Below are 16159 nucleotides of genomic sequence, written 5' to 3' on the forward strand. Positions count from 1 at the left end.
CAATTAAAGTGAAAAAGTATTTACAGATAATAGCAGTTTTAGGTGCGGCACTTAGCTTGAGTGCTTGTGGGAATCTGAAAAATTCCAATTTGGCTAATAATGCCAAAACTTCAACAAATACGAATACTAAAACCTATCAAACCACTGAAACTGGTAACAATGGCTATACAGTATTGTTAAAAAATGGTCACTATGTAACTAGTCCAATTACTGGTTTAACTGCAACTAGTAATGATAATTCAGTTGATACGCGTGAACTTGAACGTGGATTGGTTCAAATTTCGAAGGGTGTATATTCACCTAATTCTTATGTTTTCCAAGAGGGACAGTATATTAATACGACTGTAGCCAATGATTGGCTGGGACGTAAATCGAAGAGCAATCCTTTAGGGCTTAATCCTGAACTTGGTTCAAAGAAAAAATATAATCCATATTATCTTGAAGAAATAATTGAACAAGACTTTTTGAATGGTTCAGGTTCAAGTTATCACATTGCGGGGATGAGCATTGGCTTAGCAATTAATTCGGTTGATTATTACCAGAAGAAAAAAGATGGTCCTGAATATCAAATGGCCATTTCACGTTCAAACCAAAAGCAATATGGGCAAAAAATAGCCCAAGAAGTTGTGACACGCTTGCGCAAGAAAAAAGCTTTGAAGAATATTCCAATCACAATTGGCCTTTTTTCAAAAGAGAGTAAGGACTCACTGGTCAGTGGAACTTACTTTTTGAGCGGGACAGCGGCTGCTAATAGTAGTAAAATATCTAAATGGAAAACTATTAATACCCAAACAGAAGTGTTACCGACGATTGGTGGTAAAAAAGCAATCAACAGTAACGATGCATCCAGCTTTAACAGTTTTAAAGAATCAATTCAAAATTATTTTCCAAATATTAGTGGTGTGACAGCATCATTGCGTTATGAAAACGGAAAATTGGTTCAAGAAAATATTTCAATTACTACTCAATTTTATGGTTATGAACAGATTCAGAGTTTTACTCGTCTTGTTCTGTCCACGGCGAAAAAATATCTGCCTAACAATGTTCCTCTTGAAATAAAGATCGGTTCTGTTAATGATGTTCAAGCCTTGGTTGCGAAAGAATCAGGAGATAGTAGTTATCAAGTCCATATTTATGGCGGCGAATAAGGAGGTATATGCGTGGAAATTACAGAAGAAACAATTAAGCACGTTGCGGGATTGTCGCGACTTGAAATTGATGAAAAAGAGATAGGTAAAGTTACTGAGCAAATGAGCTCAATTATTAACATGGCTGATCAATTATCAGAAGTTGATACTGATGGTGTTGAAGAAACAGTGCAAGTAGTTGATCGTGACACTGTGTTTAGAGAAGATAAACCTGAGCACTGGGAAACTCGCGAAGAATTAATGAAAAATGTTCCTGAACAGGCCAACGGCTTTATCAAGGTTCCTGTAATTATTAATAAGGATGAGGACGAGTAATGAACTACTTAAACGAAGATATTGATTCATTAAATGAAAAACTTGCCCAAGGAACTTTGTCTGCAGACAAATTGGCGCAAGATACCGTTGAAAATATTAAGAAGACCGATGAAAAGCTAAATGCTTGGATTACAGTTCAAGAAGATGCAAAGCCGGATGAAGACTTGGATTTTGCTAATAATAAATTAGCTGGTATTCCAATTGCCATTAAGGACAACATCATCACTAAAGATGTCAAAACAACTGCAGCTAGTCATATCTTGGATAACTATATTCCTGTTTATGACGCAACTGTTATTGATCGCTTGAAGAAGGCTCATGTCACCTTCGTTGGTAAGACTAACATGGATGAGTTTGCTATGGGGTCCTCAACAGAGCATTCATATTTTGGTGCTACCCATAACCCATGGGACTTTGATAAGGTTCCAGGTGGTTCTTCTGGTGGTTCAGCTGCAGCTGTTGCTGCTGGTCAAGTAGTTGCTTCACTAGGTTCTGATACTGGTGGTTCAATTCGTCAGCCTTCAGCTTTTAACGGTATTTTTGGTATTAAACCAACTTATGGTCGTGTTTCACGTTGGGGTCTTATTGCCTTTGCTTCATCACTTGATGAAATTGGTGTTATGAGTAAACGTGCAAAGACTTCAGCACAAGTTCTTAACGTTATTGCTGGTGCAGATGATCATGATTCAACTCTTTCCACAAGAGCAGTACCAGACTTTACAGAGTACATTGGTAAGGACGTTAAGGGCTTGCGTGTTGCCGTGGTTAAAGAATACATGGATGCCGTTGATGGTGAGATGCATGAAGTAATCCAAAAACAAATTGATGTTTTAAAGGATGCTGGTGCAATTATTAATGAAGTTTCATTACCATTAACAAAATATGTTGTTCCTGACTACTACATTATTGCTTCAAGTGAGGCTTCATCAAATCTTCAGAGATTTGATGGTATTCGTTATGGTTACCGTGCTGAAGATGCCAAGAACTTGTTAGATGTATATGTAAAATCTCGTTCAGAAGGTTTTGGCGAAGAGGTTCAACGTCGTATTTTGCTGGGCTCGTTTGCTTTATCAGCTGGTTCATATGACCGCTTCTTTAGACAAGCTTCTAAGGTTAGAACATTGATTTGCAATGACTTTGACAAGATTTTTGCTGATAACGATGTAATTGTTGGGCCAACCACAACTACCCCTGCATTTAACATTGGTAGTGAAATTTCTGATCCAATTAAAATGTACAATAACGACATTTTAACCATTTCTGCTAACTTGGCTGGAATTCCAGCTGCTAGTGTGCCTGCTGGTCTTGTTGATGGCATGCCAGTTGGTTTGCAAGTGATGGCTAAGCGCTTTGATGAAGGTAGCATTTTCCAAGTTGCAGACTTCATTGAACGTAACAATAAGTTTTATGAAAAAACACCAGCTGGAATGGAGGATTAATTAATGAACTTTAAATCAACAATTGGATTCGAAGTCCACTTCGAATTAAAAACTAAGAGTAAAATTTTCTCACCTTCACCAGTTAGTTATGGTGCAAAGCCTAACACAGAAACCAACGTAATCGACTGGGGTATGCCTGGTGTCTTACCATACGTTAATAAAGATGTTTACCGTTTGGGAATTATGGTTGCTTTGGCAACGCACTCACATATTTTGCCAACAACACACTTTGACCGAAAGAATTACTACTACCCAGATAGTCCGAAGGCATATCAGATTACGCAGTTCTTCCAACCACTTGCTCGTGATGGCTATGTTGAAATCGAAGTACATGGTAAGAAGAAACGTATTGGTATTCACGAAATGCATATTGAAGAGGATGCCGGTAAGAACACTCACGGAACTAACGGTTTTTCATATGTTGACTTAAACCGTCAAGGTGTTCCACTTCTAGAAGTTGTTTCTGAACCTGAAATTTCTGATCCTGATGAAGGTTATGCATATTTGGAAAAATTGCGTAAAATTGTTCAATTCACTGGTGCTTCCGACGTTAAGATGGAAGAGGGTTCAATGCGTGTTGATACCAACATCTCAATTAGACCTGCCGGTCAAAAAGAACTTGGTACCAAGGTCGAAATGAAGAACCTTAACTCTTTTGAACACGTACGTAAATCACTTGCATACGAAGAAAAACGTCAAGCTCAAGTTTTGCTTTCAGGTGGTCGAGTTCAAATTTCTACTCGTCGTTTCGATGAGGCAACTGGTAAAACTGTTTTGGAGCGTGTTAAGGAAGGTGACGCAGATTACCGTTACTTCCCTGAACCAGATATTGCACCTGATCACATCAGTGATGAATGGATTGAAGAAATTAAGTCCAGCTTACCTCGTTCGGCTGAAGAACGTTACAACCAATACGTCAATGAATTCGGTTTGAAGGAATATGACGCAAATGTTCTTCTTCAAACAAAGGAAAGTTCTGACTTCTTTGATAAAACTGTTGCTGCCGGTGCTGATCCTCAATTAGCAGCCAACTGGATGAACACCCAAGTTAATGGTTACCTAAATGATAACCGTGTTGAACTTGCTGACATTAAGTTGACTCCAGAGAACTTGGCAGCAATGATCAAGTTAATTAAAGATGGTACCATCTCTTCCAAGATTGCTAAGAAGGTCTTTGCTGAAACAATTGCTAACGGAACTGATCCGAAGAAATATGTTGAAGATCAAGGAATGGTTCAGTTATCTGATACTAGTGTCTTGGAACCAATGGTTAAGGAAGTCGTTGATAACAACCCACAATCCGTTGAAGACTTCAAGAACGGTAAGGATCGTGCAATTGGCTTCTTAGTTGGTCAAATCATGAAGCAAACTCGTGGTAAAGCCAATCCTAAAGTGATTAACCAATTGCTAAACGATGAATTGCAAAAACGTTAATGTCAATTTTTAAGTAATAAGGTAGTAACTATGACTAAAAAAGCAAGATTAATCTATAATCCTGTATCTGGTCACGAACAGATGCCCAAGAATGTCGCTGACATCTTAGACGTGTTAGAGCAAGCAGGCTATGAAGCAAGTGCTTATCGAACAACACCTGAAAAGCAAAGTGCTCAAAAAGAAGCAACGCGTGCAGCCAAAGCTGGCTTTGATTTAATTGTTGCAGCTGGTGGCGACGGCACAATCAATGAAGTTGTTAATGGGATTGCCTTTTTGGAACAGCGTCCAAAAATGGCGATTATTCCTGCAGGAACAACTAACGACTATGCTCGTGCATTACGCATACCGCGTGATAGTATATCAGGTGCAACTAAGGTCATTCTCAATAATAAAACCCGTAAGATGGATATCGGTGAAGCAACATTTGGTGAGGATAGACAGTATTTTGTTAATATCGCCGCTTGTGGCTCGTTAACAGAACTAACTTACGATGTTCCTTCCGAAGTTAAATCAGCTTTGGGCTATACTGCATACCTAATCAAGGGAGCAGAGATGTTACCTCATTTGACTGAAAATGAACTACGTCTTACCTATGATGCTGGTGTGTATGAAGGTAAATTATCAATGTTATTATTGGGTATGACCAATTCAATTGGTGGTTTTGAACAAATTATGCCTGATGCAGAGCTTAGTGATGGACTGTTTCAATTGATTATTGTTAAGCCATCTGAGCCAGTTAAATTGTTGAAACTGATGGCTTTAGCCATGAACGGTAAGCACGTTGATGATCCGGATATTATTTACACTAAAACACGTAGCTTAAAGATTGAGCTTGTAGGTAAAAGCTTAGGACAAAAGCTACCAGTCAATCTTGATGGTGAAATTGGTGATTACTGTCCAGTTACTTTTAAAAATTTACAGCAACGAATTGAATTCTTTGTTGGAGAATAAAACGCAAATATAAAAAAGATCGCTCATAAACGAGCGATCTTTTTTATTGCTTATTTTTAATTAATTAGCGTAATCAATGTCTTCTTTTGGTTGAACCTTGAATTCACGATAATCAGTTTCTTTTTCCAATTCAGGAGTTAATCTTACACATCTGATTCGTTGGTTGCCGTAAGTTGCATAGTAGTAACTTCTTGATTCAGCACACATATAAGCAGTGTAGCAAGTGTAGTCAAAGGTGTCGTCTGTAGTAACAACAATTCCACGAGGGATGCTAACTGATTCCAAAATATGGTGAGAAAGAGTAACTGCTGAAAGTTCATCTGCTGGTTGCTCAACATTATTCTTCATGAAAGCTGTTCTGACAAAACGTGAAACTGGTGTAAAGTCACCAGGTAAGCCAAATGTTCCTGAACCTTGACTGAAAGGTTTCAATGTTTTACCCAAAAACTCAATATCTTCATGTTGCTTTGGTTGAACAGATAAGTAGTTACGTAAATTAGTTTCATGCCAGTGGTAGTCAGGACTGTTAGTCATAACACCGATTGAGTCTTCAATAACATGAACACCATCTTTTTCTGGTTCAACAATTAAACTCTTGCCTGAAGTATCGGAGAAAATGAAGTGTAATGGTGGAACTACTTTCAAAGTTACACTAGCTTCATTAACAATTGAAATCTTCTCGTCGAACAACTCTTTAACTTCTGCAAGTGAAGCAGCTTGAGACAAAACAGCTGAAATTACTTTGTCTGGTGAAACAGCCCAAGTGTTGTCTGTAGCCTTTTCCTTATAGCTTGCATAGCCAGGGAAGTATAGGACACCAGCAGTAACACCAGCGTCGTTAACGCCATCACAAGTTACTGGTGCATTATCAACTTCCTGAATGCTACCCATACCGATAAAAGCATGCTTACTAGTGATTTCTTCTTTATCATCATAAGAAACGGCAAAAGTTTTGTTTTTTGGGACAAAGACAACTTGTTCTGCCATTTCCATCATAAAGTCCATTGTTCGTGACAATAGGTGTTTATGATCCTTTGTTTCCAGTGTAAAGCTACTACAACCAATCATATTGCAACCTCCTGCTTAATTAGCTTTATAAAAAATATTTATATAAATTAATGTATATGTTAAAAGTATAAGAGTGTTGGTGACTTAATTCAAGCTATATTAAGAAAAACATTAAAGAAAAATAGCAATTTACTCATCATAATTGCATATGGAATTTTTGGAAAATAAAAAAACTTTGCCACCTGATTAAGTGACAAAGTCTTTAAATAGTTAGGTTAGCTTCAAATTAGTTATTGCTGCTATTGCCGCTACCACCAAAAATTTCTAATAAGAACATGAAGATGTTCACGAAATCAAGGTAGAGTTGCAATGCGCCAAGAACAGCTAAGCCATTAGTTGAAACTTGATTGCCGTATTGGCTATAAATGATTTTCATTTTGTTAGCATCACTAGCAACTAAACCAGTAAAAATAATTACACCAATAAATGAAAATACGTATGTAACTGCTGGGCTGTTTAAAAACATATTAACAAGCCAAGCTACTAAAAAGCCAGTTAAAGCTGCACCCAGATAGGCATTCCAATTAGATAGATCTTTCTTGGTAAATGTACCAAAGAGAGCCATTGCAATAAAGACAGCTGCTGATGAAACAAAAGCAGTAGTAATTTGAGAGCCGGTGTAAAAACCAGCAATTAATGCGAACTCAAAACCATAGATAATAGATAAAATGGCCAACATAATCATGCTAGCGATTGGACTACGGTTAGCATTAAAACTAATTCCCATTGATAAACCAAGTGGAACTAGCAAAATGAGCCACATCATAGCTACAGGCATATTCATTACTGCAGATCTGAAAACGGTCATTGTTAAGTAAGCCGCTAAGGCCGAAATCAATACGGCTACAGCCATTAGTGAATACATTTTGGTTAAAAAGCCATTGGTTTCAGAAATACTGTGAATTTGTCGCTTATTAGAATTAGTATCAAAATCGTTCATAATTAACGTCCTCTCTATATAAGATTAATAATAAACCTAACACAGTTTGAGTAAAGAGTGAAGCGATCTTGCTGTAAATTAAATCAATGTTAAGAATGAGCAATGCCGTTACTTTAACCAGTTTTTTTTAGTAAAATAGTTATGTTAATTATTGTTTGTAAAAAAGGACAAAAAATGGAAAAAAATCAAATTATCGATTTAGAAATAACTGACTTATCTTATGAAGCAATGGGTGTAGCCCATTATGAAGGCATGACTGTCTTTGTCACTAATGCCCTGCCAGGTGAGACAGTTAAAGCCAAAATTTTAAAGGTCAAAAAGAACTTTGCTTTTGCTAAAATTGAAGAAATTGTAAAGGAAAGTCCTGACCGAGTAAACATTAAGCTTAACCAGTGGGTTCAAACAGGGTTAGCATCTTTAGCACATATCAAATATGATAAGCAATTAGAGTTCAAACGTAACCAAGTAGTGAACTTATTGAAAAAGGCACACTTAGATGATGTAGAAGTAGGCGAAACTTTGCCTAGTCCTGAAGAAACGGGCTACCGTAACAAGGCACAGGTTCCGGTAAGAGAAGTTAATGGACAACTTGAAATCGGCTTTTTCAGACGTCATTCGCATGATTTAGTGCCGCTAACTAATTTCTTTACCACTGATCCGGAAATTGACCGTGTTTTGGTTGCAGTTAGGGATATATTGCGTCAGTACCGCGTACCTGCATATGATGAAGTGCACAACAAAGGTGAAGTACGGTATTTAGATGTTCGTCGGAGCAAGGCTACTGGTGAAATCATGGTGATTTTAGTTTGCTTGCATAAAGATTTTCCTCAGTTACCAAAAGTAGCAGAGGCTATTAAACAAATTGATGGTGTCACTAGCTTAGTATTGAATTATAACCCGAAGAAGACCAACGTTATCTTGGGTAAGGTAGATTACTTAATTTTTGGTAAACCACAGATTACTGATCAAATTGGTGATGTGAAGTTTAGAATCTCACCCGAAAGTTTCTTCCAAATCAACTCACTTCAAACTCCGCGTTTATATGATTTAGCTATCAAAAAGGCTGAACTGGCTTCCGATGATGTAGTCGTCGATGCATATTCAGGAATTGGTACGATCGGTTTGACTGTTGCTAAGCATGTTAAGGAAGTTAGGGGAATTGAAAGTGTCCGTGATGCTGTCAAGGATGCCAACAACAATGCTGAACTGAACAATATCGACAATGCTAGATATGTTGCTGGTAAGGCAGAAGAGGTAATGCCTAAGTGGGCAGCCAAAGGGATGAAAACAGATGTGATTTTTGTTGATCCACCTCGAAAGGGTTTGACTTCAGAATTTATTGATGCCGCTGTTAAAACAAATCCAAAGAAGATTGTTTATATCTCATGTAACCCCGCAACAATGATTCGTGATCTGCAAGAATTGCAGGAACATGGCTATAGTTTTGAACGTATTGATCCAGTTGACATGTTTCCGCAGACACCTCATGTCGAAGCTGTAACGGTGCTCGAACGACAATAGAATTATAAATCTTTGATTTTAAGCACTTTTATAAGCAAAGATGATTAAATCCGAAATAAAGAGATTTAATGTGCTGATGTTTATAGACCTAGTAAGTGGGAAAACAACAAACAAAAATCAAATATTAAAGTAAAAGTAGCCATTGGCATACTTTATAAAAGCGCTTTTTTAAAAAGCGTTTTTTTTTTGTACCAAAATTAAGTTAATAAAATCAACGGGAAGAATATATAGATAAGCTTTCAAGAGTTGCTTACTATGACAACACTCTAGTATTGTTAATTTATTGTTAATTCTGCTGCAAGAAGTAGTAAATTGGAATTTTTAATAATAATATACATAGTACTGAACCAGATGATTATATCTATGATTGTTGCTTAAATATTAAAAAAATAAAGTAGTTTCCGAGATATGATAAGAAATCAGTAGAAATTACAATTGGCAAAAGGAGAGAATAAAATGGGCTTTTATGTAATGATTTTTTCAATGTTAATAGGTATTTTTTTAATAGCTTTAGGAATTATTCGTAGAAAGAGAAGCGCTTGGTATAAAATTTTGATTGCAGTAGGAGTGTTATTAGTTCTTTTTGCGATTTATTTAGGATTTCCTAAATAATGAACTTTAAGTAATATAAAGATAACTGCTATATAAAATATATAATATTCTGTATTCTATCTTTTAAATACGTCTATGAAAGACAGTAGTTTGCGCTACTGTCTTTTTTTCTATACTCATCTTTTAAGTTTCCTAAAATCTGTGAAGTAGTAATTAACATGATGGAAGATAAAAAAGATACAGATAGATAACGCAATTTTTAATAAGATAAGCTGAGTTAAAATTATACTTTAGTTCCTATCATTTGTATCTAGAAGGTATTTAGCTATAAAATTCAGTCAGATGAAATTCAATTATAAATTGGAGACAATTCATGAAAGACTGAGGCTATCAAAATGGATAAATGGCAGGAAAAATGGGCCTACAACAAATATTGGGTGATGGCGCGATCGCAGCAATGTTATGAACAGATCAGATTACTAGCTAAAGATAATGAATGGTCAGCTCAAAAGAATGCTGAATTTGAACGCTTATTAGAAAAGGCTGCAGGTCAACCATCAACAGTTAAAACGTTAACTAATGCTTACCAACATGTTTGGGGCTACTTTAAGAAGATTGCGACAACCTCAGAAAAGCAAACCTATTTACAGTTATTACAAGAATTATCGCCTCAAAATGATGATTTAGGTCCATTTTTAAAACATTTAACTGAAAAGTATCAAGTTTCTTATTTATTAAACTCACGTTTAATTCAGGAGTGCAAAGAAAGATCATGAGATTATGGCATCAAGATTTAATTTGGCGGTTGCCTAGGCAGCAGTTATTAGGACAACATCGTGAAATTGCAGCTTTACGAGGCCAAGGATGGGGCAAAAATCATGCCACTGTTAATTATGTTTTTAAATATTCGCCGTATAAGCTGTACCAGTTTCATCTACTAGTATTAGCTGAAATGCAACGACGCCATTACCATCCTGATCTTAATTGGTTTGATCCATACTATCGCGGGCAATATTGCCCTAGGTATGAAACATTACCAGCTATTCCATGGACTGATCCAATTTATCCAGAGCATGATGATACTTATTTACAAATCTGTTTGGATAATTTGCACCAAAAAGGCATCGACTTGTATTAAGTTTGACGTAATTAAAGACAAGAAAAATCACTTAAGAGATTAAATGAATCATGATGAATTTTATCTAGATTACTTTGAAAAAGCATAAGTAAAAAAAGTCGAGCACTGCGACATAAGTGCTCGACTTTTTATTTTGTAATTAAATTACTTTTCTTTGATTTTTTGGTTAATGCTTTTAACGTCTTTTACAGCCTTATGGTAACTGCAATACCAGATAATAATATAGATCAGGATAAAAACTATAGTAAATTTTGATAAGTTAATCAAGTTTAATGGAACCCAGCCAGCTAAGAGGGCTAATGGAACAAAGCCAAGGTAGTAGGTAAAGAAGTTAACTATCGTCTTTTTTAGTACTGACCATTGGCTAATACTAAAAATAAAACTACCAAATCCGAATAGCGCTCCAGTTACCGCCCATAAAATGACTGAGACGGTAAAAGCATCAAGCGAATTGCTAAATTTTGACGTAAAAGAAGGATCTGATGGAAGGTAAATAGAGTTTCGTGATAGATAATTACAGATAATGGAAATTGCTAAGCCTATGAAGATGCCTTCAGTAGCAAACATGTATAAATGATAGATAAATCTTTTAACGCTTTTCATATTCCTAACCTCTCTTTCAAGTTTTTAATATTTCTGCGAGAAATTTGTACGCGATGATTGTTGGTTAAAACAACATCAATTAATCCGTTATCAAGTATTTCAAGGTGATCGATATGCTGATAATTAAATACAGCGCTCCGGGATGCTTCAATGAAGTAACTCGGCAAATTAGTTTTTAGATTTGATAAGCGGTCATTATAAGATAGCTGCTGCTTTTCAGTGAAAACTGAAATATCACGGTTGGCTACTTCCAAAGCATAAATGTCCTGATACTTAACTGGAATAATCTGTGACTGGTAATGACACCAGATTGCATCATCACTTTGTGCTAATTTCTGTAAAAAATCATTGATCTCGGGTGTGATTTTTCTGAGCCACAACTCACCGTGCTCTTCTTTTAAGTTGGGATCAACGTGACAATTAATTTTCATGTTTAAGCTCCTTTCTGCTACCCAGTATAATAGATAAATTTTGTTTTTATTTAGTAATACTTCAAATGGTTGGAAAAGTGTCAATAGTGGTTGGAAAAGCGGGAATATTGGATTTTGACTTTAGAAATAAAAGATAGTTTGAGCACATGAATATACTAAAGTATAATTTAAAATGAGATTAGTTTTAACTATTTATGTTAAGAAAAGAAGATGGGAATACTTATAGATGACACAGGAAATTAAACGTTGTGATTGGGCAACAAAGAATAAAATAGAGCAGGAATATCATGACACAGAATGGGGAATTCCTGTACATGACGATAGACAGTTGTTTAAAATGCTAGTTTTGGAAGGAAAGCAAGCAGGACTGAGCTGGACAACAATTTTAGCTAAAAAAGAAACTCTCTGTGAAGCATTTGATGACTTTGATCCTGCAGCTTTAGTTACTTATGACGATAAGAAGAAGGCAGAGCTTTTACAAAATGATGGAATTATCAAGAATAAGCTAAAAATTAACGCTGCTATTAGCAACGCCCATGCATATTACGATGTTTGTGAACAATATGGTTCTTTGGACAATTACCTTTGGTCATTTGTTGATAATAAACCTATTATTAATTCTTGGAAGAGTACCAAAGAAGTGCCAGCAAGTACACCATTATCAGATAAATTGAGTAAAGATTTAAAGAAACAAGGTTTTAAGTTTGTTGGATCAACAACAGTTTACGCATTTATGCAATCTGTTGGGATGGTGAATGACCATCTTGATACATGCTCTTTTAAAAACAAATAGTTAATGCTACTAAGTTAGAAGTAAAAAATACTGTTCTAACAGTAAAACGGTATATTTAGTAAAGGGAAAGCAGGTGCATTCAACTGAATAACGAAAATTTACAAAGTCCAGCTATCTTTGAAACCAAATACGATGTAAAAAATGCTAAGGAACTTGAAGCAAAAATTCATGAAGAATATGAAACCAATGATGAAACTGAAAAAATTCTGACTGAGTATCCAACTGTCTACATAATCAATTCTGCTTTATCTAAGAAGGACACGTATGCGGTTTATGTAGGAGAAACAAACGATATCCAGCGGAGAACAATTGAGCATTTAGGAGAAGATCCTAAAGTTCGAGAAGATTTTGCTGACTTTAAGCAATCATCAAATGCCGAAATGTATGTAATTGGTCATAAACATTTTAATAAATCGATGACATTAGATATAGAGAATAGGCTTATGCAGTATCTAAGTAGTGTTCCTGCAGTGTCAAAATTAAATAACCGCCGGTTTAATGATCAAAATAAATATTACGATTCTGAAGAATTTGACGGCTTATTTAATCAAATTTGGATATCATTACACGAAAAAAACGCTAAACTTTTTCCAGATGCTGAAAAATTAAAGACGAAAGCTATTTTCAAGGCTTCACCGTTTAACAAACTTACTGATGAGCAATTGAAGGTCAAGACTAAAGTAATTACTAAAATTGATCAAGCACTCCAAACAGTAAATAGGGATGCCAAAAAAGCTAAACTAGTTTTACTTGAGGGTGAAGCAGGTTCAGGCAAAACAGTACTAGTAAGCAATATATTTTATGATTTAGTTCATGAAAATCGCTTATCAAAAAAGGAGAATTTGAAAGTTTCAGTTCTTGTTAATCAAAATGAGCAGCTTAAAGTATATGAAGAGATTACAGCAAAGCTTTTTCCAAAGGATTCTAAGATTAGAATTATGAAGCCAGCTACATTCATTAAAAATACTTCTACTAAAAAGAGTAAAGATGATATTGTCATCATTGATGAGGCACATTTACTGTTAACTCAAAATAGTCAATCATACAATGGATATGGACAAAAAATGATTGATGACATTTTGGAGCGAGCTCGTGTAGTTTTGGCAGTTTTTGACCCGAATCAAGTGTTATCTATTGACTCTATAATTGATAATGATTACCTAGAAAAAATTGTTAATCAAACACATGGCGAAGTTGTTAGTCTAGAAAAGCAGATGAGGATTGATGCTAGTGACAAAACGATTAACTGGATTCGTACTCTGATTGATGATGATAAAATTTTGCCAATTCCAAAGGATCCAAAATATAGAATAAAAGTATTTGATGATCCGAAAAAAATGCAAGACGAAATTACTGACATAAATAAAACTCAATATAATGGCATAAGTAGAATGGTTGCAACGTTTGACTGGAAATATTCAGGTGGAAAAGAAAAGCCTTCATCTGAACAGAAGTATTGGAAGGTGTCAGACGGGAACTGGGAAATGCCTTGGAATTATGAAATAAAAAGACGCGATCAATATGAAAAGAAGCATCATAGCCACACTGTAAAATACAGTGATTTACCTTGGGCAGAAAAAGATTATACGATTGGAGAAATCGGTTCTTTATATACTGTTCAGGGCTTTGACCTAAATTATGTTGGTGTTGTTTTAGGACCGTCAGTAAAATACAGAGATGGAAAAATAATTCATGATTTCAATGAAAGTAAAAATAAAAAGGCAACTAACAAATTACATTCAAAGACAAGTTATGCTGATAAGTTATTAAGAAATGAATTCAATGTATTACTAACTAGAGGTGTGCATGGCTTATATATTTATGCTGTTGATAAAGACTTGAGAGCGGCTTTAAAAAAAGCGGAAGATAGAAATTAGTGTTAATAAAGCATCAGGCTGTAGTTAGTCTGGTGCTTTTCTTTTCAAGAGCATAGTCAATTTTACTTATTTTGGTAATTATGCTAATCTGAATTTAATTAAATCCTTATAAATAAACAGCATTTTTAAGTATAAATTCAATATTATAGAAAGAAGATAGTGAGGCTATTTTAGCTACTAATAAACAAAATGAAGATTAATAATACAATTAATACTATCTCTACACTACATTTACTAATCTAAGGTTTTCCAGAATTGTTAGCATTTTGTTTGTAGTACAAGTATTAAAACTAAGTTTGGTTCAGTTTGCGCTACTAGAATCAATTTTTATGTTTGCACAATTTTTTTCTGAAATACCAAGCGGAGTTTTAGGTGATCTGTTTAAAAACAAAACTGTTGTTTTGACTGGTTTAGCCGTTTTAATTACAACACCACTATTAACGGTTATGGCAATGTTTTGCCCGAAAAATATTATTTTCCCTTTACTTGCTGTTTCTTTTGCATTGGAAGGAGTAGGAAATGCACTGCTGAGTGGTGCGGATGAAGCACTTTTTTACGAAGGTATTCGCGAAGATGGGGATGAACAGCTCTATGGCAAAATACGAGGTAATAGGCAGTTAATCGGCTCAATTGTTTTAGGCATTGCAACTGCAGTAGGAGGTTACCTTTTTACTCAAAACGATAAATTCCCATACTTGTTTCAATCACTTTTTCTATTAGGTGCAGTGGCCGTTATTGTTTTAACTAAGGAATCTAAAAAAATTGAAAACGTGGATCATGAACACGAGACATACACTGATATGTTAAAAAGTATTTTATCAGTTTTTAGAGATATGATTCATTTTTCAAACATCCTGTTTCTCTTTGTATTTATGATTATAGTAACTGCAGTTGTAAATGCAGTATTTATGTTATTGCCCAATTATATTTCTAAATTAGGTTTTGATGCTTCTGCTAATGGGGGTGTCTTTATGATTTATAGTTTTGCTGGTGGGTTAGTAGCAACTCAATCTTACCGATTGGTAAAAATGAAGTTTTCATCTTTAACGATTTTAATAATTGCTGTTTTACTAGCCGCAACAGGATTAGAAATTCAAGGCTCGAAATATTTGTTTTTACTAGGTGCTGGCTTATTATATATCGTTTTAGACATCCTTGATCCAGTAGTGATGCAGATGTTAAATTTATGGGTATCAGACAAATCCAGGGCGACTTTTATTTCGGGACTGTCATTTTCTACTAGTTTAGTTACAATGATTATCAATCCGGTTATTGGTGCAGTGATTCAAAAATACGGCACAATAAATATGCTCATTGCCGTCTCGTTGATAACGGTTATGATGATTGTAACTGCATATTTATTAATTATGCGGACAAATAAAAATCAAAATGAAAAATAATAGATTTTTGAGGTTTTCTAAATGAACAAAAAAGAAACTTTACAATATCTTGATCAATTGGGAATCGAATATGAGATAGTTGAGCACCAAGCCGTTTTTAATATGGCAGAAATGGAAGAAATTTCTCTTCCTCATCCTGAGTCAGACGCTAAGAACTTGTTCGTGCGAGATGATAAAAAGCGCAAGTATTACCTGCTGACCGTAAAGGGTGATAAGCGAGTAAACTTAGCTGAGTTTCGCAAGCAAAATGATACCAGAAGGCTTTGCCTCACCAGCTGACTTAAAAGAAAAACTTGTTTTGACTCCAGGTTCAGTTACGCCCTTAGGCTTGTTAAATGATCAAAAGCATGAAGTATCATTTTATTTGGATGAATACTTTACAGACCAGCCTAGAATTGCTGTTCATCCTAATGATAATACTGCAACGATTTGGTTAAATCCCCAGGACTTGCTTGCAGTGGTTAAAAAACAAGGAAATTCAATTAAAGTGGTGGGAATGTAATTAGAAAAAGCGCTTGCAAAAATTATTTGAATATCATATACTTAATT

General features: G+C 35.2%; 16 protein-coding genes and 1 pseudogene. 13 read left to right on the forward strand and 4 right to left on the reverse strand.

Annotated features, from left to right (window positions below; genetic code table 11):
* Nucleotides 1-8 precede the first annotated feature (8 nt).
* From F5ESL0263_RS02380 to F5ESL0263_RS02400, 5 genes are read left to right on the forward strand one after another with little or no spacing between them, the layout of a single operon-like run.
* Entirely contained in the window at nucleotides 9-1148 is a 1140-nt protein-coding gene (locus F5ESL0263_RS02380; RefSeq protein WP_122035595.1) for a CamS family sex pheromone protein, read from the forward strand.
* Between the two features lie 12 nt (nucleotides 1149-1160).
* Nucleotides 1161-1463 (forward strand): Asp-tRNA(Asn)/Glu-tRNA(Gln) amidotransferase subunit GatC, encoded by a 303-nt coding sequence (gene gatC / locus F5ESL0263_RS02385; RefSeq protein ID WP_122034557.1) that lies wholly within the window; start codon nucleotides 1161-1163, stop codon nucleotides 1461-1463.
* Nucleotides 1463-2902: an Asp-tRNA(Asn)/Glu-tRNA(Gln) amidotransferase subunit GatA gene (gatA, locus tag F5ESL0263_RS02390; RefSeq protein ID WP_122034559.1), complete on the forward strand. Its 1440-nt coding sequence runs from the start codon at nucleotides 1463-1465 to the stop codon at nucleotides 2900-2902. The genes gatC and gatA overlap by 1 nt, the downstream gene beginning before the upstream one ends.
* 3 nt (nucleotides 2903-2905) lie before the next feature.
* The gene (gene gatB, locus F5ESL0263_RS02395; RefSeq protein ID WP_046306345.1) at nucleotides 2906-4336 is read left to right on the forward strand and encodes an Asp-tRNA(Asn)/Glu-tRNA(Gln) amidotransferase subunit GatB; all 1431 of its coding nucleotides are present in this window, start codon (nucleotides 2906-2908) and stop codon (nucleotides 4334-4336) included.
* A 30-nt stretch (nucleotides 4337-4366) separates the two neighbouring features.
* Nucleotides 4367-5287: a diacylglycerol kinase family lipid kinase gene (locus F5ESL0263_RS02400; protein WP_046306347.1), complete on the forward strand. Its 921-nt coding sequence runs from the start codon at nucleotides 4367-4369 to the stop codon at nucleotides 5285-5287.
* Between the two features lie 60 nt (nucleotides 5288-5347).
* Here F5ESL0263_RS02400 and F5ESL0263_RS02405 read toward each other — a convergent pair whose 3' ends face one another.
* Both F5ESL0263_RS02405 and F5ESL0263_RS02410 read right to left on the reverse strand, forming a co-directional pair.
* The gene (locus F5ESL0263_RS02405; RefSeq protein WP_122034562.1) at nucleotides 5348-6355 is read right to left on the reverse strand and encodes a choloylglycine hydrolase family protein; all 1008 of its coding nucleotides are present in this window, start codon (nucleotides 6353-6355) and stop codon (nucleotides 5348-5350) included.
* A gap of 226 nt (nucleotides 6356-6581) precedes the next feature.
* On the reverse strand, nucleotides 6582-7295 hold the full coding sequence (locus F5ESL0263_RS02410) for a Bax inhibitor-1/YccA family protein (RefSeq protein WP_122034564.1): 714 nt from the start codon (nucleotides 7293-7295) through the stop codon (nucleotides 6582-6584).
* A 174-nt stretch (nucleotides 7296-7469) separates the two neighbouring features.
* Here F5ESL0263_RS02410 and rlmD point away from each other — a divergent pair, with 174 nt between their 5' ends.
* The 4 genes from rlmD (at nucleotide 7470) to F5ESL0263_RS02425 (ending at nucleotide 10506) form a co-directional block, all read left to right on the forward strand.
* Entirely contained in the window at nucleotides 7470-8816 is a 1347-nt protein-coding gene (rlmD, locus tag F5ESL0263_RS02415; protein WP_122034566.1) for a 23S rRNA (uracil(1939)-C(5))-methyltransferase RlmD, read from the forward strand.
* Between the two features lie 435 nt (nucleotides 8817-9251).
* A complete protein-coding gene (locus F5ESL0263_RS08670) occupies nucleotides 9252-9428 on the forward strand; it encodes a hypothetical protein (protein WP_158593015.1) in 177 nt (58 codons plus the stop codon).
* Nucleotides 9429-9763: 335 nt separating this feature from the next.
* Entirely contained in the window at nucleotides 9764-10144 is a 381-nt protein-coding gene (locus tag F5ESL0263_RS02420; RefSeq protein WP_122034568.1) for a YbgA family protein, read from the forward strand.
* Complete coding sequence (locus tag F5ESL0263_RS02425; RefSeq protein WP_122034570.1) at nucleotides 10141-10506, forward strand: TIGR02328 family protein; 366 nt, start codon at nucleotides 10141-10143, stop codon at nucleotides 10504-10506. The genes F5ESL0263_RS02420 and F5ESL0263_RS02425 overlap by 4 nt, the downstream gene beginning before the upstream one ends.
* A 144-nt stretch (nucleotides 10507-10650) precedes the next feature.
* Here F5ESL0263_RS02425 and F5ESL0263_RS02430 read toward each other — a convergent pair whose 3' ends face one another.
* Together F5ESL0263_RS02430 and F5ESL0263_RS02435 are read right to left on the reverse strand one after the other, a co-directional pair.
* A complete protein-coding gene (locus F5ESL0263_RS02430) occupies nucleotides 10651-11109 on the reverse strand; it encodes a DUF3021 domain-containing protein (protein WP_122034572.1) in 459 nt (152 codons plus the stop codon).
* Nucleotides 11106-11540 (reverse strand): LytTR family DNA-binding domain-containing protein, encoded by a 435-nt coding sequence (locus tag F5ESL0263_RS02435; protein WP_122034574.1) that lies wholly within the window; start codon nucleotides 11538-11540, stop codon nucleotides 11106-11108. The genes F5ESL0263_RS02430 and F5ESL0263_RS02435 overlap by 4 nt, the downstream gene beginning before the upstream one ends.
* 226 nt (nucleotides 11541-11766) lie before the next feature.
* Between F5ESL0263_RS02435 and F5ESL0263_RS02440 the strand changes: the two genes are divergently transcribed.
* The 4 genes and pseudogenes from F5ESL0263_RS02440 to F5ESL0263_RS02455 all read left to right on the forward strand — a co-directional run bounded on the left by F5ESL0263_RS02440 (nucleotide 11767) and on the right by F5ESL0263_RS02455 (nucleotide 16112).
* On the forward strand, nucleotides 11767-12333 hold the full coding sequence (locus tag F5ESL0263_RS02440) for a DNA-3-methyladenine glycosylase I (RefSeq protein WP_122034576.1): 567 nt from the start codon (nucleotides 11767-11769) through the stop codon (nucleotides 12331-12333).
* A gap of 470 nt (nucleotides 12334-12803) precedes the next feature.
* A complete protein-coding gene (locus F5ESL0263_RS02445; protein WP_233558441.1) occupies nucleotides 12804-14210 on the forward strand; it encodes a DUF2075 domain-containing protein in 1407 nt (468 codons plus the stop codon).
* Nucleotides 14211-14476: 266 nt separating this feature from the next.
* Nucleotides 14477-15610, forward strand: a complete 1134-nt coding sequence (locus F5ESL0263_RS02450) for an MFS transporter (protein ID WP_255409597.1) — start codon at nucleotides 14477-14479, stop codon at nucleotides 15608-15610.
* A gap of 111 nt (nucleotides 15611-15721) precedes the next feature.
* A pseudogene (locus tag F5ESL0263_RS02455) lies at nucleotides 15722-16112 on the forward strand (YbaK/EbsC family protein).
* Nucleotides 16113-16159: the final 47 nt, after the last annotated feature.

The organism is Lactobacillus sp. ESL0263 (assembly GCF_003692845.1).
Classification (GTDB): domain Bacteria; phylum Bacillota; class Bacilli; order Lactobacillales; family Lactobacillaceae; genus Lactobacillus; species Lactobacillus apis.

Bases quoted from the DNA above. Each gene is read 5' to 3' on its own strand.
- F5ESL0263_RS02425 (WP_122034570.1), top strand. From the start codon at position 10,141: ATGAGATTATGGCATCAAGATTTAATTTGGCGGTTGCCTAGGCAGCAG.
- rlmD (WP_122034566.1), top strand. From the start codon at position 7,470: ATGGAAAAAAATCAAATTATCGATTTAGAAATAACTGACTTATCTTAT.
- F5ESL0263_RS02430 (WP_122034572.1), bottom strand. From the start codon at position 11,109: ATGAAAAGCGTTAAAAGATTTATCTATCATTTATACATGTTTGCTACT.
- F5ESL0263_RS02410 (WP_122034564.1), bottom strand. From the start codon at position 7,295: ATGAACGATTTTGATACTAATTCTAATAAGCGACAAATTCACAGTATT.
- F5ESL0263_RS02435 (WP_122034574.1), bottom strand. From the start codon at position 11,540: ATGAAAATTAATTGTCACGTTGATCCCAACTTAAAAGAAGAGCACGGT.
- gatB (WP_046306345.1), top strand. From the start codon at position 2,906: ATGAACTTTAAATCAACAATTGGATTCGAAGTCCACTTCGAATTAAAA.
- F5ESL0263_RS02420 (WP_122034568.1), top strand. From the start codon at position 9,764: ATGGATAAATGGCAGGAAAAATGGGCCTACAACAAATATTGGGTGATG.
- F5ESL0263_RS02405 (WP_122034562.1), bottom strand. From the start codon at position 6,355: ATGATTGGTTGTAGTAGCTTTACACTGGAAACAAAGGATCATAAACAC.
- gatA (WP_122034559.1), top strand. From the start codon at position 1,463: ATGAACTACTTAAACGAAGATATTGATTCATTAAATGAAAAACTTGCC.
- F5ESL0263_RS02440 (WP_122034576.1), top strand. From the start codon at position 11,767: ATGACACAGGAAATTAAACGTTGTGATTGGGCAACAAAGAATAAAATA.
- F5ESL0263_RS02400 (WP_046306347.1), top strand. From the start codon at position 4,367: ATGACTAAAAAAGCAAGATTAATCTATAATCCTGTATCTGGTCACGAA.